This window comes from Amycolatopsis cynarae, assembly GCF_026802195.1.
GTDB classification, from domain to species: Bacteria; Actinomycetota; Actinomycetes; order Mycobacteriales; family Pseudonocardiaceae; genus Amycolatopsis_E; species Amycolatopsis_E rhizosphaerae.
On record NZ_CP113836.1, the window covers coordinates 248,843 to 271,224 of the forward strand.

Genomic DNA, 22,382 nt, shown 5'->3' on the forward strand with positions numbered 1-22,382 from the left:
GGAACCTCAGCTTGGGCTCAGCTAGCTCTCAGGACCGACCAGCAGGGTGAGGATATGACCGAGAACGACCCCAACGCACCGCAGGCAGGCGGTGCACCCCGGGACGACGCCCAGCCATCGCAGCAGGACGCCACACCGCCGCGGGGTACGCCACTCGGTGCCGAACAGCAGCCGAATCCCTGGTCCGCCCAGGGGGCCCAGCAGCCGCAGTACCCGTGGACCTCGCCGTCCGCGCAGCAGGCCCACCAGCAGCCCGGTTCGCCGTACGGCACCGCGGTGTTCCCGGTGCAGCAGCCTGCCATCCCTCAGCAGCGCGGCTCGGGACGCGGCAAGCTGGTCGCCGGCATCGCGGCGCTCGCACTCGTGGTCGGCGGCGCGGCCGGGGCTACCGGGGGCTACCTCGCCGGGAATTCGGGTCAGGGTGGCGGCAGTTCCTACAACGCACTGACCCAGCCGGTACCGAGCCAGCAGACCGGCAACGCGCCGGCGGGCTCGGTCGAGGCGGTGGCGCAGAAGGTGTCGCCGAGCGTCGTGGAACTGGTCGTGGCGGGCAGCCAGGAGCAGGGCGAGGGATCGGGGTTCGTCCTGTCCTCCGACGGCTATGTGCTCACCAACAACCACGTGGTCGAGGTCGCCGCCAACGGGGGCACCATCCAGGCCGTGTTCCCGAACGGGACCAAGGCCCCGGCCTCCATCGTCGGCCGGGATCCGACGACGGACATCGCGGTGGTCAAGGTGCAGGGCGCGAAGAACCTGACCCCGGTGGAGCTGGGCAACTCGGACGCGATGAAGGTCGGCCAGTCGGTGGTGGCCTTCGGTTCGCCGTTCGAGCTCGCCGGGACGGTCACGTCGGGCATCGTGAGCGCCCTGCACCGGCCGGTCCGCGCCGGGGGCAGCAGCGGCGACCAGACGACGGTGATGAGCGCGATCCAGACCGACGCCGCGATCAACCCGGGCAACTCGGGTGGCCCGCTGGTGAACCTCGGCGGCCAGGTCATCGGGATCAACTCCGCGATCTACAGCCCGCAGTCCTCGGGGGGCTTCGGACAGCAGCAGACGCAGGCGACCAACGCCGGCATCGGGTTCGCCATCCCGATCAACCAGGCCCGGCGCACCGCGCAGGAGATCATCAACACGGGCAAGGCCACCCAGACCTACATCGGGGCCAACGTCAGTGACGCCCAGTCCGGTGGCGCCCAGATCCAGAGCGTGCAGGCGGGCAGCCCCGCGGGGCAGGCCGGGCTCAAGGGCGGCGACGTGGTGGTCAAGGTCGACGATCTGGTGATCAACGACGCGGACGGCCTGATCGCCGCGGTCCGCACCCGTGCGCCCAACGACAAGGCGACGTTCACCCTCAGCGACGGGCGGACCGTCCAGGTCACCCTGGGTGGGCAGCCGGTGCAGGTGAAGTAGCTTCCCATCGCTCGGCCGCAGGGCGCGGCCGAGACCAACCAGGACTCCCGGCGAGAGCGGCTCGCCGGGAGTTCCTTTTACCCGCTGCTCAGGCTTCGCGGGCCAGCGCGGCGAAATGCCTGGTGCCGTGGGACGCCGTCCACACGACCCGCAGCGACAGGGCGCGTGCCAGGTCGCCGAGCGCGTCCGCACCGAGCCAGGCCCAGGGAAACCACGGGCCGCCGCCGAGCCGGACCCGGTCGCGCCGGGCGCCGCGGCCGGGCGGTTCCAGTTCGACCAGGGCGTGCCCGTCCGGGCCGAGCAACCGGAACACGCGGCGCAGCAGCCGGACCGGATCACCCCCGATGCCGATATTGCCATCGGCGAGCAGCGCGAAATGCCATCGTCCTTCGCCGGGCACCCGGCCGAAGACATCGCGCCGCAGCGCCGTCCCGCCGCGGCGGCGGGTGAGCCGGACGGCGGTGAACGATGTGTCGATGCCCAGGGACGAAACGCCTCGGAAGGTGAGTTCCGTGGTCAGCCTGCCGGGGCCGCACCCGATATCGAGAGTCGGGCCCACACAGCGCGCGAGCAGGAGCTCGTCACCGGCACCCGGCGCGTCCAGCCACCGTTGCGCGGGCAGTGCGACCCGTTCACCCCCGGCGAGTTCCAGCGTGCACCGACCGGTGCGTAGCGCGGCGTCGAACGGCGAGTTCACCCCGAAACCACCCGCACCGCTTCGACCGCTTCCGCGAACCGGGCCCCGGCCTGCCGTGCCACCCGCACGGCGTCGGCCATCGTGTCCACATCGGACAGTTCCGGCAGTATGCCGGGGCGCAGGCCCGCCTCGGCCAGGGCACGGCGAGTGCGTTCCCCGGTGTCCGCCCTGGACATGGGCACGCCGGTGAGCACGGCCGCCCGGTGGGGATCGGCGAGTCCGAGGGCCCACCAGCCGCCATCCGTGGCAGGGCCCAGCACCGCCTGCCGGTCCCCGAGCATTTCGCCGGCCTCCGCCAGCAGGCCCGGGGTGACCTGCGGGGTGTCCATCCCGATCTGGAGCACCGGCAGCCCCGGCCAGGCCCCGGCCGCGTCTGCGTGGGCGTTCGCCAGTCGTTCGCCCAAGTCCCCGCCGCGCTGGCGGAGCACGGTGACGGCGCGCAGGGCGTGCACCAACTCGGCGGAGCGGACGGCCGAGGACAGCTCACCGTCGATCGCGGCGACGGGAACCGAACCGGGGGTGGCGGACACCGCGTCGAGGGTGTCCAGCAGCGCGGCGGCGGCGATCTCGGCGGCCTGACCGGGCGAAGCGGGCGGGCACAGCCGGGTCTTGACGCGACCGGGCAGGGGCGCCTTGGCCACGACCAGCAGGCAGAACCGCGGGTTCATGCGTGCAGCGCCTTCCCCATGTCACGAACAGCGCGCAGGGTTCCGCGTAGCGAACCCGACACCTTCGAGCGCGTTCCCGCCGCCCGAGGGTGGTACGCCACGTCGAACTCCGCGACGATCCAGCCCGCGCGACCCACCTTCAGCAGCAGTTCCAGCGGGTAACCGAAGGCGCGATCGGTGATGCCGAGTGCGATCAGTTCCTCCCGCCGCGCCGCGCGGACCGGGGCGATGTCGTGCACCCGCACGCCGCGGCGGCGCAGGAGACCGGCGAGCAGGAGGTTCCCCACCCGCGCGTGCCACGGCCACACCCCGCGTCCGGCCGGTATCCGCCGTCCGGCGGCCAGTCCGGCGCCCCCGGCCACCGCCGACACCAGCGGGGGCAGCTCTCGCGGATCGAGGGAACCGTCCGCGTCGAGAAAACAGACGATGTCCGAACTCGCCGACAACAGGCCCGTGTGCACCGCGGCGCCGTAGCCCCGGCGAGGCTCGTGCACCACCTTCGCGCCGAGCGCGGCCGCGACCTCGGGCGAATCGTCGGTGGACCCGTTGTCCACCACGATGGCCCGGTAACCCGGCGGCAGCGCCCGCAGCACAGCGGGCAGCGCGGCCGCCTCGTTCAGGCAAGGCAGGACCACATCGATCTCGCCGGGATCCAGCCCGGCCTCACCGTTGCTCACGCCTGCCGAAGCTAGGTCCACCACGGACAAGGCAAAACCCTTGCGCTGCTTACCAAATCATGACGGACGGCGAGTTCTTACCAAGCTGTGACGGATCCCCGGCGAAGCTTCCCGCCGTCGTTTCCGGCCGATAGCGTCCCGCGGTACCAGCCGGAGCGAGGGGGATGATGCGCGTCGAGACCGAACCGAGGCGGAGGCGGCTCGCGCGCGCCGCCGACTTGGGGGTGGTCGCGGTCGCGGTGCTCCTGGTGGGGGCCGCGGCCGCGGTCGGGTGGTACCTGAACCGCCCCGGTTCTCCCGTCGTGCTGTGGGCGCCCGCGGCACCGCTGTTCGCCCGCTGGCTGCCCCATCTCGGGCCCGGCTCCCCCTTCGCGATCCTCGGTGCCGTCGCGGTCGTGGTGCACGGTCCCAGGCTGGCGGCCGTCCTGCCGTGGCGCAGGCTGCTGCCGCTGGGCTACCTCGCGTCGCTGGGATGGACCTTCGCCCTCGCCCTGATCGACGGATGGCAGCGCGGATTCGCCGGGCGGCTCACCGATCCCAACGAATACCTGCGGGAAGTTCCCGGAATCACCGACATCCCCGCGATGCTCCGCGAGTTCTCCGCCAGGATCCTGGACTTCCAGCCGCGTTCATGGACCACCCACGTGTCCGGCCACCCGCCGGGAGCCACGCTCGTGTTCGTCTGGCTGGACCGGCTCGGCCTGTCCGGGGGTGCCTGGGCCGCCGCCGCCTGCGTGCTCGCCGGAAGCCTGATCACGGTCGCCGTGCCGATCACGCTGCTCGCCCTGGGCCGCGGTGAGGCCGCGCGGGCCGTCATCCCCTTCGCGGTCCTGTTCCCGGGCGCGGTCTGGATCGGCGTGTCCGCGGACGGGCTGTTCGCCGGGGTCACCGCGAGCGGAATCGCCCTGATCGCCGCCGCCACCCACCGGGCACGGGCCGGACGGCGCTCCGCGATCCTCCTGGCGCTGTGCGGCGGGGTGATCCTCGGCTTCGGCGCCTTCCTGTCCTACGGCCTCGTCCTGCTGGGTCTGCTCGTGGTCGTGGTGCTCCTGCTCGGCGGGTGCCTCCGGCTGTGGCTGCCCGTCGCCCTCGGGGCGGTAGCCGTGGCGGCGGCCTTCGCGGCCGCCGGATTCTGGTGGCTCGACGGCTACCACCTCGTGGTCGAGCGGTACTACCAGGGCATCGCCAGTCAGCGGCCCTACGGGTACTGGGTCTGGGCCGACCTGGCCTGCCTCGTGCTCGCCGCCGGTCCGGCGCTCGTCGCCGGGACACGGCGCGCCTGCTGCCCGTCCGGGAAACAATGGCGCCGGGACCCGGTGCCGATGCTGGTCCTGGCCGCGGTCGCGATGCTCGTCCTCGCCGACCTCTCGGGGCTGTCCAAGGCCGAAGTCGAGCGAATCTGGTTACCGTTCACGGTGTGGCTGCTTCCGGCGGCCGCGCTGCTCCCGCTCCGGACGCACCGCGGGTGGCTGACCGCTCAGGCGGTCACCGCGCTCGCGGTGAACCATCTGGTGCTGACCTTCTGGTAGGTGATCATGGCCGAAACCGGCCGAGTCCTCGTCGTCGACGACGACGAGACGGTCCGCGATGTGGTGCGCCGGTACCTGGAGGCCGGAGGGCTCCAGGTGGAGGTCGCCGGTGACGGCGCCGAGGCCCTGCGTGCATTCGCGCTGCGGCCGCCCGACCTCGTGGTGCTGGACGTGATGATGCCGGGCCTCAACGGGCTCGAAGTGTGCCGCAGACTGCGGCAGGTCAGCAGCGTGCCGGTGGTGCTGCTGACCGCACTGGGCGAGGAGGAGAACCGGATCGCCGGGCTCGAACTCGGCGCCGACGACTACGTCACCAAGCCGTTCAGCCCGCGTGAACTGGCCCTGCGGGTGGCTTCGGTACTGCGGCGCGCCCGCCTGCCCGCGGCGGAGCCCGGGCCTGCCGAGCTCGCCGACGGGAACCTGCGGCTCCGCCCCGGCGCACGGAGCGCGACCCTGAACGGGACGGAACTGCCGCTCACCGCGCGGGAGTTCGATCTGCTCGCCTTCTTCCTCACCCACCCGAGGATCGCCTTTTCCCGGACCGACCTGCTGGAAAAGGTCTGGGGATGGGACTTCGGCGACCAGTCCACGGTGACCGTCCACGTGCGCCGACTGCGGGAGAAGATCGAGTCCGCACCCGCGAAACCGGTGCGCATCGCCACCGTGTGGGGCGTGGGCTACCGCTACGACCCCGCGGGGGTCATCGCATCGTGATCGAGCCGACCGGCGACATCAGGGAGATGCTGGTCCACGTCTGGCACATCCTTCCGTTCGCGCTGGCCTTCGCCCTGCCGGTGGCACTGCTCGGCGGGCTGGTGCTGTACCTGCTGCGGCGCGGTTCGCTCGCCGCCACGCTCACCGTTTTGGTGCTGATTCCCGTGCTGGCGACCCTGACCGGGGTGCTGGGCATCAGCGGGTTCATGTTCACGCCCATGCTCACCACGATGCTGGTGGTGTGCCCGCTCGTCGCGCTGGTCACGGTGCCCGCGGCGATCGTGCTCGGCCGCGCGATCGCCCGGCGCAGCGTGTGGGAACGCGAGGCGCGCGAGCGGGAACGCGCCGGTGAGGCGGCCCGGCGGGATCTCGTCGCGTGGATCAGCCACGATCTGCGCAGCCCACTGGCCGGGATCCGGGCCATGGCCGAGGCGCTGACGGACGGCATCGTGGCCGAACCGGGCGAAGTGGCCGACTACGCGCAGCGGATCAGCGGGGAGACGGCCCGCCTGTCCGGCATGGTCAACGACCTTTTCGAGCTTTCCCGGATCACCGCGGGCGCACTGCGGCTGACGATTTCGGCGGTGGCGCTGCAGGACGTCATCGGCGAGGCGCTCGCCGCGCAGGCGCCGGTCGCCGAGCGCAAGGGGGTGCGGGTGCTGACCGAGGCCGCTGGCTGGCCGGTGGTGGCGGGCAGCGACCCCGAACTGGCGCGGATCGTGCGCAACCTGGTGTCGAACGCGATCCGGCACACCCCGCCGGACGGCACGGTGGCGGTGCGGGTCGGCATCGAGGGTGACGAGGCGCTCGTCGCCGTCGACGACGGGTGCGGCGGGATCCCGGAGGAGGAGATCGGCCGGGTCTTCGAAGTGGCCTACCGGGGCACCCGGGCCCGCACCCCGGACCATTCGGGTGGCACGGGCGGCGGGCTCGGCCTCGCGATCGCGAAGGGACTGGTGGAGGCCCACCAGGGCCGGATCGGCGTACGCAACCACGGTGACGGCTGCCGCTTCGAGGTCCGGCTGCCGCTCGCCATGCCCTGAGCCATGCCCTGATGGGCAGTCAGGCCCGGGCGGGTTCGCGAAGCGTGGCGGTGGCGAAGGACGCGATGCCTTCCTCGAAACCGGTTTCGGCGCGGAAGCCGAGGAGCTCGGCGGCTCTGGCCGGATCCGCGACGACATGGCGCACGTCGGCGGGCCGGGCACCGCCGATGATCCGCGGTGCCGGGCCGCCGCAGACCCGGGCCAGTTCGGCCGCGAGTTCGCCCACCGTGTGCGGGGTGCCGGAGCAGATGTTCAGTGGGACCAGTTCGCCGGGGCTGCCCTCGGCCCCGAGCGCGAGGACGTTGGCCCGCGCCACGTCGTGGACGTGCACGAAGTCGCGGCGCTGACGGCCGTCTTCGAGGACCGTGGGGGCCTCCTCTCGGAGCAGGGCGGACCGGAACAGCGACGCCACCCCCGCGTAGGGCGTGTTCTGCGGCATGCGCGGGCCGTAGACGTTGTGGTAGCGCAGGGCCCAGACGGTGCCGCCGGTCTGGCGCGCCCAGGCCGCCGCGAGATGCTCCTGCGCGAGCTTGGTGGCCGCGTAGAGGCTCTGCGGACGCAGCGGTGCGTCCTCGGGGACCAGGAGAGGGTCGAGGTCCCGGTCACAGGCGGGGCAGGTCGGCTCGAACCGACCGGCGTCCACATCGGACTTCCGACGGGGCCGGGGAGCGACGACCCCGTGCCGCTGGCAGGAGTAGCGCCCCTCCCCGTAGACGACCATCGAAGAGGCCAGGACCAGCCGTGACACCCCGGCCGCGGCCATTTCGGCGAGCAGGACGGCGGTGCCCAGGTCGTTGTTGGCCGCGTAGAGCGGGGCGTCCGCCGGGTCCAGTCCGTGTCCCACGACCGCGGCCTGGTGACAGACGGCGTCCACTTGCGACAGCAGTTCACGCAGCAGGGAAGCGTCGGTCACGTCGCCTCGGCGGAACCGGTGGGACGCCGTGTAGCCGGGGACGCCGGAGGGTCCGTGTGCCTGCGGCAGCAGGCTGTCCAGCACTATGGGCGTGTCGCCTGCGTCCGCCAGGACGTCGGCTACGTGGGATCCGATGAAGCCGGCGCCGCCGGTCACGAGCACTCGCACCAGGCCACGCTAGGACGCCGGGCGTACCCGCCGCAGCACTGCGGACGTGGCCGTCAGACTTTGGTAACGACGGGCTACCGTGTGCCTTATGGAACGCAGTGCACAGCGACTTGGCCGGGCCCTCGTGGTGATCGTGGACGACCGCGCGGCGCATGGCGAGCATGACGACACCTCCGGCCCCCTGGTGACGGAACTGCTGGAGGAAGCGGGCTTCATCGTCGACGGTGTCGTCGTGGTGCACGCCGACACCGTGGCGATCCGCAACGCCCTCAACACCGCTGTGATCGGCGGCGTCGACCTGGTGATCACGGTCGGCGGCACCGGCGTGTCCCCGCGCGATGTCACCCCGGACGCCACCGCCGGTGTGCTGGACCGCCCGATCCCCGGGATAGGGGAGGCACTGCGCTCCTCCGGCCTGGCCGCCGGCGCGGTCGACGCCGGTATCTCCCGCGGGCTGGTCGGCATTTCCGGCAGCACCCTCGTGGTCAACCTGGCTGGTTCCCGGGCTGCCGTGCGGGACGGGATGGCCACCCTGTCCGCCCTGGTGCCCCACGTCATCGACGAGCTGTCGGGGCTCGACGAGTCCTGATCACGCGAGCCCCCACCTGCCCGTTCCGCCGGCCCCCCGCCGACGGAACGGGCACGGTTTCCCGACAAGGTGGTGAACCATGACCTCCGAGAACCGCAACGACAAGGCCGACCGGGAACGTAGGCGGCGCAAGCTGGACGCGGTGTTCGGCAAGGTACTGCCGGACATCACCTCCGACGAGCGCGACACCGAGCGCCCCCAGCGGGATAGCGATACGTGGTACGAGGAGAACCGTCCCCCGCACCACGACCGTTAGCGCGTGCTGCGAGGCAACTGTTTCGAAGTGCCTTGCCTGTCGGTGCGAGCCGGCCCGCCGCTTCGCCAAGGGCGATCACCGGTGCGCTGGCCTCGCCTCACTGTTCCTGCTTCTGCCACTGCTCCTGCTGCTGCTTCAGCAGGTCCCGGATCTCCATCAGCAGTTCGATGTCGGTCGGCTCGGACGGGCCCGCCTCCTGTCCCCGCTTGCGACGCTGCTGGATCGTCTTCACCGGCAGCACGATGACGAAGTACACGACCGCGGCGATCAGCACGAAGTTGACCGCGGCGTTGATCACGTCCCCGAAGTTGAGGAACGTGGACGGGTTGCCACTGAGGATGTTGAAGCCGAGCCCCTGGGCCGCGTCGGTCCCACCGACCGTGTTGATCAGCGGCTTGATCAGGCCGTTGGTGAACGCGGTGACGATGGCCGTGAAGGCGGTGCCGACGACCACAGCCACCGCGAGGTCGACGACGTTGCCACGCATCAGAAAGTCTTTGAAGCCCTTGAACATCTGCACTCCACTCGTCCGGATGGTCTAACGGAGGGTAACTGTTACCGGACTGCGTAGTGACAGGGCGGCCACCTCTGTCGCCACCTCGGCGGGCAGGGAGATCAGCAGGAGCGGCCCCTTGCCCTCACCGCCGGGAAGCCGGCCATCCTCGGGGGGCGGCCGGATGGCCGCCACGCTGGCCAGACCGGCCAGCACCTTCCGGGTGTGCACTGCGGTGTCGAGCGTGATCACGTCGACTCGTGACCCGGGGCTGACGAACTGGGCGATGCCTGGATCGGCGAGCCGGATCGGCACCAGGGAGAAGCCGGGCTCGGCGCGAAGCACGGATTCGGGGCCGGCGCGGGCCGCGTCGCTCTCGGCGGGCGCGGGAGTGGGTGCGCCCGGCCGGAGCGCGAGCACGAGCGCGAGCACGAACATGCCGGCTGCGAGCACGCGCCGGGCGAGGACGACGTGGCGACCACGGAAACGGTGTGGCAGCAGGGCGAAACGGACCACGATGGCACCCCCAGGTCGGCGTGAGTTTCGGCGGGGCGGCGGTGTTCCGCCGGCCTCGCTCTCGACGCTAGAGGTGCCCTGTGCTCCGGAAAAGGAGCAAACAACGCTGCTGTGGACAACCGGGGTCCTGTGGATAACTCCGGTGGATCGCGACGCAGCCGTGAGGGGCCCCCTCACAGGAAAACAGGCCAGGGTCCCGGCAAAAGTGCGGCGCCTTGGAACGGGCCGACTTTGACAGCCAAAACGGCCGTGAGGGGTCCCTCACGGCCGTTTTGAAGGTCCGTGCGTCAGGAAGCGGCCGCGGTGGCCGTGGAGCTGGACGACGAAGACGACGAGGTCGACGAGCTCGTCTCCGACTTGGCCGAACCGGTGGAGCTGCTCGTCGAGCTCGCCGAGCTCGACGAAGAGGACTTGCCGGAAGAGCCGGAGGAGGACGAGCGCGAGTCCGTGCGGTAGAACCCGCTGCCCTTGAAGATCACGCCGACGGCTCCGTAGAGCTTGCGCAGCGGTCCGGTGCACTCCGGGCACTCGGTCAGGCTGGCCTCGGAGAACGACTGCACGGCCTCGAAACGGTGGCCGCACTCCTTGCAGGCGTACTGGTACGTGGGCACTGGAGCTCCTTCGTGCATTGGCACTCGATCCGCGAGAGTGCTAACGCAAGACGATACTGGGGTATTCCCCCGCAGGTCAAACAGGGTTTCCGGGGATCACTGACGAACTTCGCCCCAACCTCGGCGTCCTCGCGGCCGGTCCACGCGGATGGCCTGGTCGTTTGGCTCATCAATGTTCAACGGAATGCGCGAAGAACGGGATGCCGCACAAGCGGTGAGACATTGGTCACCGGAGCGGTCACCGTGATCAGCTTTCGCGCAGCGTCACCAGCCCCAGGCCAGGGGTGAGCGCGGCCGTCATCAGGACGTCGTGCGGTTCCGCGGGCAGGCGGTCCACGAGTTCGTCGTCCCGCACCACCGCTGTCAGCGACGCGCCGGGCCGGACGTGCGGGAGCGAGCGGTCGTAGTACCCGGCGCCCCGGCCGAGCCGCACCCCGGAGCGGTCGACGGCCAGCGCCGGAAGCAGCACCAGGCCCGCTTCGCCGAGCACCTCGGGCCCGAGAAGCGGGCCGGTGGGCTCCAGCACCCCCCGCAGGCGACCGGGCGCCAGCGAGGCCGTCCCGGTGTACTCGGCCCAGTGCAGTGGCCCGGGCTCCGGGGGGATCACCGGCAGCAGGACGCGGGCGCCCGCACCCCGCAGGAGATCGAGCCAGGCGATCGAACCGGGTTCGGTGCCGAACGGGACGTAGGCGCAGACGGTGGAGGGCAGCGCCAGCGCGCGCAGCGCGTCGTTCAACGCCCGCGCTTCGGAGATCCGTTGCTGGAGGGAAATCGAAGCTCGCGAGGCCTTCAGTAGCTTCCGCCACCGATTCTTGCCCAGTGCCTCGTCCCCCGGCCTGCCCTCAGCCTCGCCCGGAACCACATTGCGCCCAGCACACATAATTGCAGGTTAGGCTTTACCGTCATGACGGGCGCCTTCGACAACACCTCGTTCCGAACCGCGATCATCCCTGCTGCGGGGCTGGGCACGCGTTTCCTACCTGCGACAAAGGCCGTGCCGAAGGAGTTGCTGCCGGTCGTCGACACGCCCGGCATCGAAATCGTGGCCGCCGAGGCCGCGCAGGCGGGCGCGAAACGGCTTGTGATCGTCACCTCACCCGGCAAGGAATCGGTCGTCAACTACTTCCGGTCCGCCCCCGAACTCGAGGAGAGCCTGGAGCGCAAGGGCAAGACCGCGCTGCTGGAGAAGGTGCGCCGCGGACCCGCCCTGCTCGACGTCGAGGCCGCCATCCAGGAAGAGCCGCTCGGGCTCGGGCACGCGGTCGCGCAGGCCGAACCGAACCTCACCGAGGAGGACCACGCGGTCGCCGTGCTGCTGCCGGACGACCTGGTGCTTCCCGCGGGCGTGCTGGAGCGGATGGCCGAAGTCCGGGCCAAACACGGCGGCAGTGTGCTGTGCGCCTTCGACATCCCGAAGGAGCAGATCTCACCCTATGGCGTATTCGACGTCACCGATACGGAGGATGAAGACGTCAAGCGTGTCCACGGCATGGTCGAGAAACCGAAGCCGGAGGACGCGCCGTCCACCTACGCGGCAGCCGGGCGATACCTGCTGGACCGGGCGATTTTCGACGCGCTGCGCCGGATCGAGCCGGGCGCGGGCGGCGAACTCCAGCTCACCGACGCGGTGGCGCTGCTGATCGAGGAGGGACACCCGGTACATATCGTGGTGCACCGGGGCGGCCGGCATGACCTCGGCAACCCCGGCGGGTTCCTGCGGGCCGCGGTCGATTTCGCCCTCGACCACCCCGAGTACGGCCCGTCCCTGCGCACCTGGCTGGCCGAGCGAATCGAGAACGAAGGCTGATGACCCCACCCACCACGGAGCCCCTCGAGGCCCCCGAAGCCCCCGAGCAGGAGTTCCGCCCCGTCGACGAGCAGTTGGCGCTCGTACTGGAAGCGGCGGTGCGTCCGCGCCCCGTGCGGGTCGCCATCTCCGAGGCACAGGGACTGCTCTGCGCGGAGGAGGTCGTGGCGGAACACGCCCTGCCGGGCTTCGACCAGGCCGCCGTGGACGGATACGCGGTCCGCAGCGTGGATCTGCGGGCCGACGGCGACGAGCCGGTGCAGTTGCCGGTGGTGGGTGAGATCATGGCGGGCTCGCGGCAGCCGCGCCGGTTGCAGCCCGGTCAGGCGGTGCGGGTGGTCACCGGTGCCCCGCTGCCGACGCTGGCCGACGCCGTGGTGCCCACCGCCTATACCGACGGGCATCCCGCGAACGTCACCGTGCACCGGTCCGTGCCTTCGGCCGGGTACGTGCGCCGGACCGGCGAGGACGTGCAGATCGGCGACGTGGCCGTGCGCCAGGGCGACACCATCGGCGCCGCGCAGGTGGGCCTGCTCGCCGCGGTCGGGCGGTCGAAGGTGCTGGTCTATCCGCGGCCCCGGGTGTCCATCGTCTCGGTCGGCGACGAATTGGTCGACATCGACCGCACGCCTTCGGTCGGCCAGGTCTACGACGTCAACTCCTACGCACTGGCCGCGGCCGCTCGTGACGCGGGCGCCGAGGTCAGCCGCGTCGGGATCGTGCCCAGCGACCCGAAGCGGCTGCGGGAGATCGTCGAAGGCAGGCTTCTGATGTCGGAGGTCGTGGTCGTCGCGGGAGGGGCCGGCGGCGCCGCGGGCGACGAGGTGCACGCCGCGCTGTCCGAGCTGGGGCGGATCGATGTGACCCGGGTGGCCATGCATCCCGGTTCGGCGCAGGGCTTCGGCAGGCTCGGGCCGGATTCGGTGCCGACCTTCCTGCTCCCGGCCAACCCGATGAGCGCGCTGGTGGTGTTCGAAGTACTGATCCGGCCGCTGATCAGGGCAGCCCGCGGAACCCGCAACCCGCACCGCAGGATCGTCAGCGCCCGGCTGCTGTCGCCGCTGACCTCGACCAAGGGGCGCAAGGGTTTCCTCCGGGGCCAGTTGCTCCGGGACGAGCGCACCGGTGAGTACCTGGTTCAGCCGCTGGGAACGTCCGGGGCCCACCTCCTCGCTTCGCTGGCCGAAGCGAACTGCCTGATCAACATCGACGAGGACCTCACCGAGGTGCCGATGGGTGATCAGGTACGGGTGACCTTCCTCGCGCAACGGGTGTGACGGTTAAATACGGCGGTGCAGCCCGCGAGGTACGACCTGGAGTCCCGTCACCCCGGCTGGCCCAGCCACCTCGGGCCGCTGCGAGTCGCCGCGGGCACGGTGGAGTTGCGGCCGATCCGCCTGCGCGACGCCGGTGAGTGGAGCCGCATCCGGCTGCGTGACCAGGCCCATCTGGAACGGTGGGAACCGACCTCGCCGGGGCCGTGGCAGGAGCGGAACAGCTTCTGGTCCTGGCCTTCGCAGTGGCTGGCCCTGCGCGGCCTCGCGCGGCGCGGGCAGTGCCTGCCCTACGTGATCACCGTCGACGGCGAGTTCGCCGGGCAGATCACTGTCGGTAACGTGATCCGCGCCTCGCTGAGGTCCGCCTGGGTCGGTTACTGGGTGTCATCGACCGTTGTCGGCGGTGGGGTGGCGACCGGGGCGGTCGCGCTGGTGGTCGACCACGCCTTCGGCGCGGCGGGCCTGCACCGGATCGAGGCTACGGTGCGGCCGGAGAACGAGCCGAGCATCCGCGTGCTGAGCAAGGCGGGTTTTCGCAAGGAAGGCCTGTTCCAGCGATATCTCGACGTCGCAGGCGACTGGCGGGACCACTTCTGCTTCGCGATCACCGCTGAGGAGATCGGCCCGGGCCTGGTCCGCAGATTGATCGACGCCGGGCACGCCGAACACGCGTGAGATCCCCGTTACCACACGAGTCGATGTTCACCTCAAGTGGTGACCCTTTTCTCGGTTTCAGCGGCGTGGCGCCCGGAGTTCTGTTACTCCTGTGGCTAGCGTGACGGTATGTAGCAAAGATCGGGGGAGGTGACAGAGGGGATGCCCAGCTCGTTGATCATTGTCGCCCTCGCGGCGGCGTGGCTTGTCGTTCTCGTGCCCATGGTCGTGCGCAAGCGCCAGGCCATCGCCCGCACGGCGGACTCCGAACTGGCCGCACGCGTGGTGCGGAGCGGAAGCGGTGCGGAAGAAGAAGGGGAAGAGGAGTTCGCGATGGCGGAGGCCGCCGGCGACGGCGCCGAGCACGAACCGGTCGAGGTGGAGGAGTTCGAGGACGACCCGACCCCGCCGGCCCGAGCCGGTGAACGCCGGTACCGGCCCGGCCGTGGTGGGTTCGACCCCGAGGCCGCGGAGCTCGCGGCCCGCGCCAAGTACGCGTTCCGGCAGCGAGTAGTGCTGGCCGTGATCGTGCTGGCCGTGATCGCCGGTTTCGCCGCGGGCTTCCTGTCCACCACCCTGTGGTGGGCGCACGGCGCACTCGACGCCATCCTCGTCGCCTACCTCGTGTACCTGCGTCGCCAGGTGCGGATCGAGAACGAGATCCGGCAGCGGCGGCTCGCCCGGCTCAATCGCGGCCGTGTCCGGCGCGAAGCGCCCCACCTCTTGGAGACCGAGGAGTACGAGCAGGACGCTCCCGAGCGTGCCGAAGGGGTTCGAGTCGAGCCCCGGCCCTCGTCGGCTCCCCGAGTCCCCGGTAACGCGGTGGTGCTCGACATCGACGACGAAGACCCGGAGTTCCACGAGCTCGACGACCCGGGACAGCTGCCGTTCCGGAGGGCCGCCGGGGAATAGACCCCCCCGGTGATCGCCCTCCGAAGGGCGTTGCTAAGCTATGCGAGCTTCCTTAAGGGGCTGTAGCGCAGTTGGTAGCGCGTCTCGTTCGCATCGAGAAGGTCAGGGGTTCGATTCCCCTCAGCTCCACGTCACTCGGGGCGAGGTGTGTTCGCGGAAAACGCGAACCGGCTCGCTCCGTTGTGTTTTCTGGGGGTGCAACCCCCAGACCCCGCCCGGTGGGCTTCGCCCCCGGACCCCCGTCTGTGGTTGCGTTGGTCGGTTCGGGGTTTCGAATAAGCTCGACGGCCGCGGCTGCCTCAGGTGAGAGGGAGCCGGGCCAGTAGGCACGCAGAGCTGCGAGGTACGCACCAGCACCGCAGATCCCCCACTACAGGACGCAACCCCACCGTGCGACCGTTGCTCACCGCGCGCCGTCCACTTCGCGGCTGCCGTCGAGTTCCGTGCCCCGGTAATCAGGCCGGATGGGACTATCGTCGACGCCGAGTGGGCAACGACTGCTGGTTCCAGGATCCGATGGTCCTACCCGGGTCGTTCCGTGAGCGGGTGTGCATGAGTTTTCGATTGTCGTTCCTGGGGCCACCGGTCGAGCCGCAGCCGCGTGGTCTGGAACTTGTTCCCGAAACCTACGAGTCTCTTGTCATGGAGGCTTGCGGGATCCTTGCCGACGTGGGTTGTCGAGCCCTGGTTGGCGGTTTTGGGGATCCTGACTGGGGTCTCGATGTCGCATATGATTTCTCTGCCGTGATGGAGCAGATGCCAAAGGTTCTGTCCGGTATCCGGGCTGCACGCAGGGTGGATCTCGACTTTTACAGTCAAGGAGTCGAGCGGCTACTGGTGTTCGAGCCTCGGGGTGAGCTGGTTGAGATCATTTGTGTGTCACGAACTTCCTGGACGCCGGACCCTTCCGTTGAATGGTCTTCGCGTGGAGAGGTGGATCGGATGTTCACGTCTCTGGCTGTGAATTTTGGGCGCGCCGTTTCCGCCGCTTGTCCGCTGCTGGCCGATATCCAACCGATAGCGGACTGGGCCGCGGGAAGGGTCATGGACAAAGTTATGGGAATTTACTCGATGGATGAACGTGAAGCGTTCGACGCGATGTCCAGATTTCTCTGGAAGTTTGCACACCGTGCCGGTGACGACCTGTTGACGCTTCTCGGTGACATCTCGCTGCAGGCCGATGGGGAGCCGACGGACCCGGCGGCGTGGACCGACTGGCTTGAATGCGTGAGGGCGGTGAAGGGTGATGGCACCGCAAAGCCTGGCGGACCTCTCAGTTGACCCGGATCTTGGGCGAGCTGCTCTGGCGCAGCGAGGTGCCGTGCAGGTAGGCGGCGAGAATGGTCTCCAGTGAGATGGTCTCGTCGATGGCCGTTCGGTGGAACACCAGGGAGTCCGTGAGGGCGATCAGTTCCTCGACTCGGTCGTCCGAGTTGGGGAGCCCGGCGCTGGCGAGGGCTGACGCCGTCACTTGCCGGGCTATGGCGTGGAGCTCGGATTGCGTGGTCAGCTTGTGTCGAAGTAGGGGCGCGTCGTCGAGTTCGAGGATGAGTGCGTAGCGGGCCCTCATGTCGTCCCGCCGTGCCGCGAGGGTCTCGACCAGTCCTGCGATCATCGCGGCAAGCTCCGTGATATCGAGCCGGTGTCCGCTCTCGAACGCCGTGTTCAGGGAGTCCGCGAGCTTTCTGGCGTCGGCCGTCGAACGTTCGGCGAGTGCGTTGACGATGAGTTCCAGTAGCGCGAGCCGCGTCTTCGCATGGTAAGAGGTCGAGCCTTGCGGGATCCCCGCCTCGTTGTCGACGGCTCGGTGCGTCAGGGCGCGAACACCGTCACGGGCGATGATGCGGATGCCGCTCTCGGCGATCGCCTCCCGCCGCTCACTGCCGCTCGTCGCACTCGTAGACATGACCTGATGCTACAGGTGTAGAGTTCTGGTCGCGGAACCTCTACATCTGTAGTGAGCGGCGGGAGAGTGGCATGATGATCGACTTCGTTCCCGACGGGAACCTGTACCCCTTCGAGTCGCGCTGGTTCGACTCGTCGGCCGGTCGCCTTCACTACATCGACGAAGGGACCGGGCCTGTGTTGTTGTTCTGCCACGGCTCTCCGACCTGGAGTTTCCTCTACCGTCACCTCGTGAAGGGCCTGCGTGACCGGTACCGGTGCATTGCCGTGGACTACCTGGGCTTCGGGTTGTCCGAGCGGCCACGGAACTTCGGCTACACGATCGCCGAGCACACGACTGTTCTCGGCGAACTGATCGACCATCTGCGGCTGGACGGATTCATCGTCATGGGGCAGGACTGGGGTGGCCCGATCGGGCTGGGCGCGGCAAGCGCGCGGGCCGATCGGGTCGGCGGAATCGTGCTGGGCAACACCGTGTTCTGGCCGGTCGAACCGTGGGCGAACCGGGCCTTCAGCGTGATCATGAGCAGCCGTCCCGCGCAGCGGCGCATACTCGACCGGAACCTTCTCGTGGAGCAGTTCCTGCTGGGGAGATCAGGTCCCACGCTGACCGCGGCGGAGGCCGACCACTACCGCATGGTGCAGCCAACGCGAGAAGCGCGGCGCGGCCTCGCGGTCATGCCCAGGGAGATCCGTGCGGCCCGACCCCTGCTGGACCGGCTCGCCGAGGACGTGCCCGCCCTACTCGGTGACAAACCGACTCTGGCGGTATGGGGAATGCGGGACATGGTGTTCCGGCCGAAGGCGTGCATCCCGCGGATTCGCGCCTCGTTCACCGATCTCGAGGTCGTCGAACTTCCCCAGGCGCGGCACTTCATCCAGGAAGACGCACCAGAGCAGATCATGTCGGCGATCGCCGACCGGTTCTGAACCCTCGTCTGGTCACGTCTGGGTGAGGTCGAACGTGCGGCGCGCGCGCTGGATCTCGGGCATGTGAGTCGCGGCCCAGTCCAGCAGCACATCGACGGGGTGCCGCAGGGTCTTGCCCAGCGGAGTGATCCGGTACTCGACGGCGACGGGGCGGGAACTGAGCAGCACGCGCTCGACGATGCCGTTGCGCTCGAGCCGCCGGAGAGTCGCGGTGAGCGATTTCTGTGTCACTGCGGGGATGCAGCGGCGGAGGTCGTTGAAACGGCAAGGCCGTTCGCAGAGTTCGTTGAGGATGCTCAGCGACCACTTGTCCAGCACCTGGTCCAGAAGTTCCCGGTGCGGTGCTGAGACTTCGAGCTCGCCCTCGGGGGCGTCCGCGGTATCCATGGCGAAACCTGGTCTCCTTGAAGTGTCCTTTGTGTACCAGGTATCAACGGTATACCCCTTTGGTCCAAAAGTGAGGAGACTTCGATGTCCGTCCACGGTTTCACCCCCAGCGGCATGACGCAGCCCACCCCGTACCACCACGTCGCCGTCGGCACCGGCACGCGTCACGTGCACGTCAGCGGCCAGATCGCCCGCACCGCGGACGGGACCCCGGTGGCTCCGGGCGACCTCGCCGGTCAGGTCGCGCAGGCCCTGCGCAATACCGCGACAGGTCTTGCGGGTGCGGGTGCAACCTTCGACGACGTGCTGCGGCTGACGTTCTACGTCACGCAGTGGGCACCCGAGAAGATCGACGCGTTCATGGCGGGTGTCGAAAAGGTCGCCGGGGAGATCGGCCTGAGCTTGCCGCTTCCGCCCGCATCGCTGATCGGGGTCGACTACCTCTTCGAGCCCGACGTGCTCGTCGAAGTCGAGGCGACCGCCATCCTCGACTGAGCCGGTGTCCGTCGCCCGCCAACGCCGCGCCGGTGCACCGGTGCGGCGTTGGCCGTTCGGCGCCATCACAGGTTTCGCCGCCCGTCGTCCGCCGGGGGAACGCCGGTAATCTGGGGCAGGATCCGCCGCGCGAAAAGGCGATATCGGTGGCGATGGCCCGCGGGCACCGGGAAGTAGCGGCTATCCCTGGGAGGCGTTGGCTGGGCGAAAGGGGATCACCGGTGGACGGGGTGCCGGCCGAAGAACTGCAAAAGGCGTTGGAGCTTGAGGGGAATGTCGTCGGCAACATGCTGATGTCGAGTTTCGACGACAGTTCCGCACTCGAGATGGCGGCGCGCCTGGACCGCTGCGTGGACAACCTGCTCTACGGCGTGCACACCCAGCGCACACCGCATTCGCGCAGCGTCTACGTCGACCTGCTGGCGGGCCTGGCGCTGACGGCCGAGTCCCTGCGCACGAGATCCCGGGGCGACCAGGCGGCCGCGGACCGGCACGCGGCGATGGCCTCCCAGTGCCTGGCCAGAGTCAGCATGAACGAGATCCTCCCCGGCGGAGACACCGGCCGGACCGGTGACGGCGGCCCGTTCGCCTGAAACCCGCGGCGCGGTTTCCCCCTCGGACGTCGAGATCCCACTTCCGGGCGGCGTGCCCAACCGGGATGATGGTTCGATGACGCGCACACCGGGCCGGCCGAAGCCGCAGGTGGGCAGACGGACGGTGCTGACCGCGGCCGGTGCGTTCCTGCTCGCCGCCTGTGGTGCCCGGTTCGACGGGCAGCGGCTCACCATCACCACCGGCAGCGCCGGGGCCGTCTACAACCAGCTCGGCCAGGCGCTCGCCGCTTCCTGGGCCGCCGAACTCGGTTTCCAACCGCAGGTGCTGACCAGCGCGGGATCCGGGCAGAACCTGGACCGGCTGCTGGCCGGCGCCGCGGACGTGGGGATCTCCGCCGCCGACGCGGCCGCCACCCGGGCGGCGGAGTCCGGCGGGGACCTGCGGGCGCTGGCCCGCATGCACGACGACTACGTGCAGCTGGTCGTGCCGGCCGCGTCGAGCATCGTCCGCCCGGCCGACCTGCGGGGCAGGCGGGTTTCGGTGGGGCCGCCGGACTCCGGTGTCCGGCTCATCGCCGACCGGACGCTGTCCGTGCTCCGACTGTCCGGCGGAGCCGATCTCGAACGCCACGAGCTCGCCATCGACGCCGCCGCCGACGCCCTGGCGCGCGGCGAGATCGACGCGTTCTTCTGGTCGGGCGGCCTGCCCACCGAACAGGTCAGCGCACTGGCGCGGCGGCTGCCGATCCGCGTCGTCGACCTGTCCGAGGTGCTGCCGGTCCTGTTCCAGGAGTACGAGGTCTACCAGTCGGCGACGCTGCCCGCGTCGCCGTACCGGCTGCCGAACGCCGTGACGACGCTCCTCGTGCCCAACCTCCTGCTGGTCACCGACCGGATGAGCGACACGATCGCCGAGGCCCTCACCGGTGGCGTGTTCGAGGCCCAGGCCGCGCTCGCCACGGCCAACCGCGCGGCTCGCTCCATCGATGTGCGGTCGGGCATCGAGACGGTGCCGATCCTGCTGCATCCCGGCGCGCAGGCGTACTACCGGTCGGCGCACTACACGAGCGGCTGAGCGGGCAGTTCCACCGTGATCCGCAGGCCGCCGCCCTCGGGCAGATCCAGCCGGAGCCGCCCGGCCGACCGCTCGGCGATCTGTGCGACGATCGCCATCCCCAGCCCGGAGCCCGCCACGTTCTGCTGCCGAGGGCTACGCCAGAACCGGTCGGTGATCCGGTCGAGTTCCTCCGGCTCGACCCCAGGACCGTGGTCGCGGACCGCGATGGCCACCATCGCCCCGGTCCGGTACGCGCTCACCTCCACGCTGGCGTCACCGTCCGCGGGCACGTGCCCCTCGCTGAACTTCAGCGCGTTGTCCAGCAAGGCGTCCAGAATGCCGTCGACAGCGTGTGGCACGGCGTGCACGGACAGTCCGTCCGGGATGTCGGCGCGCAACTCGACGTCCCGCGCCGCCGCCACCGGGCGCCACGCCGCGACCCGTTCGCTGAGGGCATCGCTGGCGTCGATCGTCACCGGGGCGCCCGACATCGCCTCCCGCCTGGCGAGCGTCAGCAGGGCGTCCAGCACGTCGTTGAGCCGCCGCGCCTCGGTGCGGGCGGCTTCGTAGTCGGACAGCGCCTCCTCGGCGACCATCTCGTCGAGGTTCTGCAGCCGGAGGTTGAGTGCGGTCAACGGGTTCCGCAGCTGGTGCGAGGCGTCGGCGACGAAGGCGCGTTGCGCGGCGAGCAACTCGGTCACGCTGGTGGCCATGGAGTCGAACGACTCCGCCAGCTTGCGCAGTTCCGGCGGACCCGAGCGCAGGGCCGCCTGCGGCGGGGTACCGCCCTGGACGGCCACCTCGGCGACCCGCCCGGCAGCCTCGTCGAGCCTGCGGATGGGACGCAGGATCCACTGCACGACCGGCAGCGCGAGCAGGGTCGCCAGCACCAGCGCCACCACGCCGCCCGCCAGGACGAACGCCCACTGCACGAGGACCTTCTCGCCCAGCGCGTCCGTGGGCGAGACGGTGAGGACCGCACCCCGCACCTCGCCGTCGGCCATGACCGGTTCGGCCAGCAGCATCGGACGTGAGTCCCAGGGCAGGAACAGGCTAGGGGGCTCCGGCTGCCGCCCGGCCAGTGCCTCGCCGAGGCGGGCCGCGATCGAGGCGTCGGTCACCGCCGGGGCGGTGGGACTCGACACCAGCGGGGTGCCGTCCCGGTCGACCATGGTGGACGAGACGCCGTAAACCTCCTGGTAGCGCTGCAGCACCTTCCGCATGTGCGGTTCGTCCTGCCCGTTCAGCACGAGGTTCTGCGCCAGGGAGGCGAGCCGCTCGGTGATCGTGAGCCGGTCGAGGAACATGCGCTGCTGCTCGCCGTTCGCCAGGCTCAGCGCCAGCGGGATACCCAGGCCCAGCAGTACCAGCACCACCAGCGACAGTACGACCGGCAACAATCGGGATCGCACGGCGGCCTCAGCGGGCGGGCGCGGTGCCGGAGGCGGGCTGCGCCAGGCGGTAGCCCACGCCCCGGACCGTCACGATCAGCCCGGGCCGGTCCAGTTTCGTTCGCAGCGTGGCCACGTGCACGTCGAGCGTGCGGTTCGCGCCCGCCCACGTCTTGCCCCAGACCTCGGCGATCAACTGGTCGCGCGGGCACACCGCGCCGTCGGCGCCCGCGATGATGGCCAGCAGTTCGAACTCCTTGCGGGCCAGTGACACCGGGCGGCCGCCCACCGACACCTGGTGCCCGGGCAGGTCGATCTCCACGTCGGCGAACCGGATCCGCTCCGGTGGCGCCGGCCGCACGGTGTTGCGCCGCCGCAGCACGGCGTGGATCCGCGCGACGAGCTCGTCCACGTCGAACGGTTTGACCAGGTAATCGTCGGCACCCGAGCGCAGTCCGAGGATCCGGTCGTCCACCTGCCCCTTCGCGGACACCACGAGGATGGCGACGTCACCGCTGTTCCTGATGGACCGGCACAGGTCGAAGCCGTTCACGTCCGGCAGCCCGAGGTCGAGCAGGACGACGTCCGCCGCCGCGACCTTGGTCATGGCCGCCCGGCCGGTGGGTGCCCAGTCGGCCGCGATCCCGCGGCGCGCGAGCGCCGACCGGATCGCCGCCGCCACCCGGGCGTCGTCCTCTACCAGCAGCACTCGCACCTACTATCCTT

27 protein-coding genes and 1 tRNA gene are annotated in these 22,382 nt (G+C 70.2%); 16 read left to right on the plus strand and 12 right to left on the minus strand.

Features of this window, described 5'->3' with window-relative positions; genetic code table 11:
- Positions 1 to 54 precede the first annotated feature (54 nt).
- Positions 55 to 1,413: a S1C family serine protease gene (locus tag ORV05_RS01300; protein WP_268756623.1), complete on the plus strand. Its 1,359-nt coding sequence runs from the start codon at positions 55 to 57 to the stop codon at positions 1,411 to 1,413.
- 88 nt (positions 1,414 to 1,501) lie between these two features.
- Here ORV05_RS01300 and ORV05_RS01305 read toward each other — a convergent pair whose 3' ends face one another.
- From ORV05_RS01305 to ORV05_RS01315, 3 genes are read right to left on the minus strand one after another with little or no spacing between them, the layout of a single operon-like run.
- Positions 1,502 to 2,110 carry a methyltransferase domain-containing protein gene (locus tag ORV05_RS01305; RefSeq protein ID WP_268756624.1) on the minus strand — a complete coding sequence of 203 codons (609 nt, stop codon included), beginning with the start codon at positions 2,108 to 2,110 and terminating at the stop codon, positions 1,502 to 1,504.
- The gene (locus ORV05_RS01310) at positions 2,107 to 2,778 is read right to left on the minus strand and encodes a TIGR04282 family arsenosugar biosynthesis glycosyltransferase (RefSeq protein WP_268756625.1); all 672 of its coding nucleotides are present in this window, start codon (positions 2,776 to 2,778) and stop codon (positions 2,107 to 2,109) included. The genes ORV05_RS01305 and ORV05_RS01310 overlap by 4 nt, the downstream gene beginning before the upstream one ends.
- Complete coding sequence (locus ORV05_RS01315; RefSeq protein ID WP_326938168.1) at positions 2,775 to 3,419, minus strand: glycosyltransferase family 2 protein; 645 nt, start codon at positions 3,417 to 3,419, stop codon at positions 2,775 to 2,777. The genes ORV05_RS01310 and ORV05_RS01315 overlap by 4 nt, the downstream gene beginning before the upstream one ends.
- A 203-nt stretch (positions 3,420 to 3,622) precedes the next feature.
- On the opposite strand from ORV05_RS01315, the gene ORV05_RS01320 reads away from it, so the two are divergent.
- The 3 genes from ORV05_RS01320 to ORV05_RS01330 are packed head-to-tail and all read left to right on the plus strand — an operon-like array spanning position 3,623 to position 6,741.
- On the plus strand, positions 3,623 to 4,984 hold the full coding sequence (locus tag ORV05_RS01320; protein ID WP_268760071.1) for a hypothetical protein: 1,362 nt from the start codon (positions 3,623 to 3,625) through the stop codon (positions 4,982 to 4,984).
- A gap of 6 nt (positions 4,985 to 4,990) precedes the next feature.
- Positions 4,991 to 5,698, plus strand: a complete 708-nt coding sequence (locus ORV05_RS01325; RefSeq protein ID WP_268760072.1) for a response regulator transcription factor — start codon at positions 4,991 to 4,993, stop codon at positions 5,696 to 5,698.
- A gap of 26 nt (positions 5,699 to 5,724) precedes the next feature.
- Positions 5,725 to 6,741: a sensor histidine kinase gene (locus tag ORV05_RS01330; protein ID WP_268760073.1), complete on the plus strand. Its 1,017-nt coding sequence runs from the start codon at positions 5,725 to 5,727 to the stop codon at positions 6,739 to 6,741.
- Between the two features lie 19 nt (positions 6,742 to 6,760).
- Here ORV05_RS01330 and ORV05_RS01335 read toward each other — a convergent pair whose 3' ends face one another.
- Positions 6,761 to 7,822, minus strand: a complete 1,062-nt coding sequence (locus ORV05_RS01335) for an NAD-dependent epimerase/dehydratase family protein (RefSeq protein ID WP_268756626.1) — start codon at positions 7,820 to 7,822, stop codon at positions 6,761 to 6,763.
- A gap of 88 nt (positions 7,823 to 7,910) precedes the next feature.
- On the opposite strand from ORV05_RS01335, the gene ORV05_RS01340 reads away from it, so the two are divergent.
- Together ORV05_RS01340 and ORV05_RS01345 are read left to right on the plus strand one after the other, a co-directional pair.
- Positions 7,911 to 8,411 carry a MogA/MoaB family molybdenum cofactor biosynthesis protein gene (locus ORV05_RS01340; RefSeq protein ID WP_144588345.1) on the plus strand — a complete coding sequence of 167 codons (501 nt, stop codon included), beginning with the start codon at positions 7,911 to 7,913 and terminating at the stop codon, positions 8,409 to 8,411.
- A 79-nt stretch (positions 8,412 to 8,490) separates the two neighbouring features.
- On the plus strand, positions 8,491 to 8,667 hold the full coding sequence (locus ORV05_RS01345) for a hypothetical protein (RefSeq protein WP_268756627.1): 177 nt from the start codon (positions 8,491 to 8,493) through the stop codon (positions 8,665 to 8,667).
- Positions 8,668 to 8,764: 97 nt separating this feature from the next.
- On the opposite strand, the gene mscL is transcribed toward ORV05_RS01345, so the two are convergent.
- The 4 genes from mscL to ORV05_RS01365 form a co-directional block, all read right to left on the minus strand.
- Positions 8,765 to 9,181, minus strand: coding sequence for a large-conductance mechanosensitive channel protein MscL (gene mscL, locus ORV05_RS01350; protein ID WP_268756628.1), 417 nt, complete (start codon positions 9,179 to 9,181; stop codon positions 8,765 to 8,767).
- A 24-nt stretch (positions 9,182 to 9,205) separates the two neighbouring features.
- Positions 9,206 to 9,676 (minus strand): hypothetical protein, encoded by a 471-nt coding sequence (locus ORV05_RS01355; protein WP_268756629.1) that lies wholly within the window; start codon positions 9,674 to 9,676, stop codon positions 9,206 to 9,208.
- A 287-nt stretch (positions 9,677 to 9,963) separates the two neighbouring features.
- The gene (locus ORV05_RS01360; protein WP_268756630.1) at positions 9,964 to 10,287 is read right to left on the minus strand and encodes an FmdB family zinc ribbon protein; all 324 of its coding nucleotides are present in this window, start codon (positions 10,285 to 10,287) and stop codon (positions 9,964 to 9,966) included.
- 247 nt (positions 10,288 to 10,534) lie between these two features.
- A complete protein-coding gene (locus ORV05_RS01365) occupies positions 10,535 to 11,167 on the minus strand; it encodes a 5-formyltetrahydrofolate cyclo-ligase (protein ID WP_268756631.1) in 633 nt (210 codons plus the stop codon).
- 24 nt (positions 11,168 to 11,191) lie between these two features.
- Here ORV05_RS01365 and ORV05_RS01370 point away from each other — a divergent pair, with 24 nt between their 5' ends.
- The 6 genes from ORV05_RS01370 to ORV05_RS01395 all read left to right on the plus strand — a co-directional run bounded on the left by ORV05_RS01370 (position 11,192) and on the right by ORV05_RS01395 (position 16,218).
- The gene (locus ORV05_RS01370; protein WP_144588337.1) at positions 11,192 to 12,094 is read left to right on the plus strand and encodes a UTP--glucose-1-phosphate uridylyltransferase; all 903 of its coding nucleotides are present in this window, start codon (positions 11,192 to 11,194) and stop codon (positions 12,092 to 12,094) included.
- A complete protein-coding gene (glp, locus tag ORV05_RS01375; RefSeq protein WP_268756632.1) occupies positions 12,094 to 13,371 on the plus strand; it encodes a molybdotransferase-like divisome protein Glp in 1,278 nt (425 codons plus the stop codon). The genes ORV05_RS01370 and glp overlap by 1 nt, the downstream gene beginning before the upstream one ends.
- 15 nt (positions 13,372 to 13,386) lie before the next feature.
- The gene (locus ORV05_RS01380) at positions 13,387 to 14,046 is read left to right on the plus strand and encodes a GNAT family N-acetyltransferase (protein WP_268756633.1); all 660 of its coding nucleotides are present in this window, start codon (positions 13,387 to 13,389) and stop codon (positions 14,044 to 14,046) included.
- A 141-nt stretch (positions 14,047 to 14,187) separates the two neighbouring features.
- Complete coding sequence (gene sepX / locus ORV05_RS01385; RefSeq protein ID WP_268756634.1) at positions 14,188 to 14,937, plus strand: divisome protein SepX/GlpR; 750 nt, start codon at positions 14,188 to 14,190, stop codon at positions 14,935 to 14,937.
- Positions 14,938 to 14,993: 56 nt separating this feature from the next.
- Positions 14,994 to 15,066 (plus strand) — tRNA-Ala (locus ORV05_RS01390).
- Between the two features lie 357 nt (positions 15,067 to 15,423).
- Entirely contained in the window at positions 15,424 to 16,218 is a 795-nt protein-coding gene (locus tag ORV05_RS01395) for a hypothetical protein (protein WP_268756635.1), read from the plus strand.
- Here the strand turns inward: ORV05_RS01395 and ORV05_RS01400 are convergent.
- Positions 16,211 to 16,843, minus strand: coding sequence for a TetR/AcrR family transcriptional regulator (locus ORV05_RS01400; protein WP_268756636.1), 633 nt, complete (start codon positions 16,841 to 16,843; stop codon positions 16,211 to 16,213). The two genes, ORV05_RS01395 and ORV05_RS01400, sit on opposite strands and share 8 nt — an antisense overlap.
- 71 nt (positions 16,844 to 16,914) lie before the next feature.
- Between ORV05_RS01400 and ORV05_RS01405 the strand changes: the two genes are divergently transcribed.
- A complete protein-coding gene (locus ORV05_RS01405) occupies positions 16,915 to 17,772 on the plus strand; it encodes a haloalkane dehalogenase (RefSeq protein ID WP_268756637.1) in 858 nt (285 codons plus the stop codon).
- Positions 17,773 to 17,784: 12 nt separating this feature from the next.
- On the opposite strand, the gene ORV05_RS01410 is transcribed toward ORV05_RS01405, so the two are convergent.
- Positions 17,785 to 18,159 (minus strand): winged helix-turn-helix transcriptional regulator, encoded by a 375-nt coding sequence (locus ORV05_RS01410; protein ID WP_268756638.1) that lies wholly within the window; start codon positions 18,157 to 18,159, stop codon positions 17,785 to 17,787.
- Positions 18,160 to 18,243: 84 nt separating this feature from the next.
- On the opposite strand from ORV05_RS01410, the gene ORV05_RS01415 reads away from it, so the two are divergent.
- The 3 genes from ORV05_RS01415 (at position 18,244) to ORV05_RS01425 (ending at position 20,283) form a co-directional block, all read left to right on the plus strand.
- The gene (locus ORV05_RS01415) at positions 18,244 to 18,654 is read left to right on the plus strand and encodes a RidA family protein (protein ID WP_268756639.1); all 411 of its coding nucleotides are present in this window, start codon (positions 18,244 to 18,246) and stop codon (positions 18,652 to 18,654) included.
- A gap of 221 nt (positions 18,655 to 18,875) precedes the next feature.
- Positions 18,876 to 19,247: a hypothetical protein gene (locus ORV05_RS01420; protein WP_268756640.1), complete on the plus strand. Its 372-nt coding sequence runs from the start codon at positions 18,876 to 18,878 to the stop codon at positions 19,245 to 19,247.
- Positions 19,248 to 19,323: 76 nt separating this feature from the next.
- Positions 19,324 to 20,283: a TAXI family TRAP transporter solute-binding subunit gene (locus tag ORV05_RS01425; RefSeq protein ID WP_268756641.1), complete on the plus strand. Its 960-nt coding sequence runs from the start codon at positions 19,324 to 19,326 to the stop codon at positions 20,281 to 20,283.
- Here ORV05_RS01425 and ORV05_RS01430 read toward each other — a convergent pair.
- Both ORV05_RS01430 and ORV05_RS01435 read right to left on the minus strand, forming a co-directional pair.
- On the minus strand, positions 20,268 to 21,677 hold the full coding sequence (locus ORV05_RS01430; RefSeq protein ID WP_268756642.1) for a sensor histidine kinase: 1,410 nt from the start codon (positions 21,675 to 21,677) through the stop codon (positions 20,268 to 20,270). The genes ORV05_RS01425 and ORV05_RS01430 overlap by 16 nt on opposite strands.
- Before the next feature lie 7 nt (positions 21,678 to 21,684).
- Positions 21,685 to 22,371, minus strand: coding sequence for a response regulator transcription factor (locus ORV05_RS01435; RefSeq protein ID WP_268756643.1), 687 nt, complete (start codon positions 22,369 to 22,371; stop codon positions 21,685 to 21,687).
- Positions 22,372 to 22,382 lie beyond the last annotated feature (11 nt).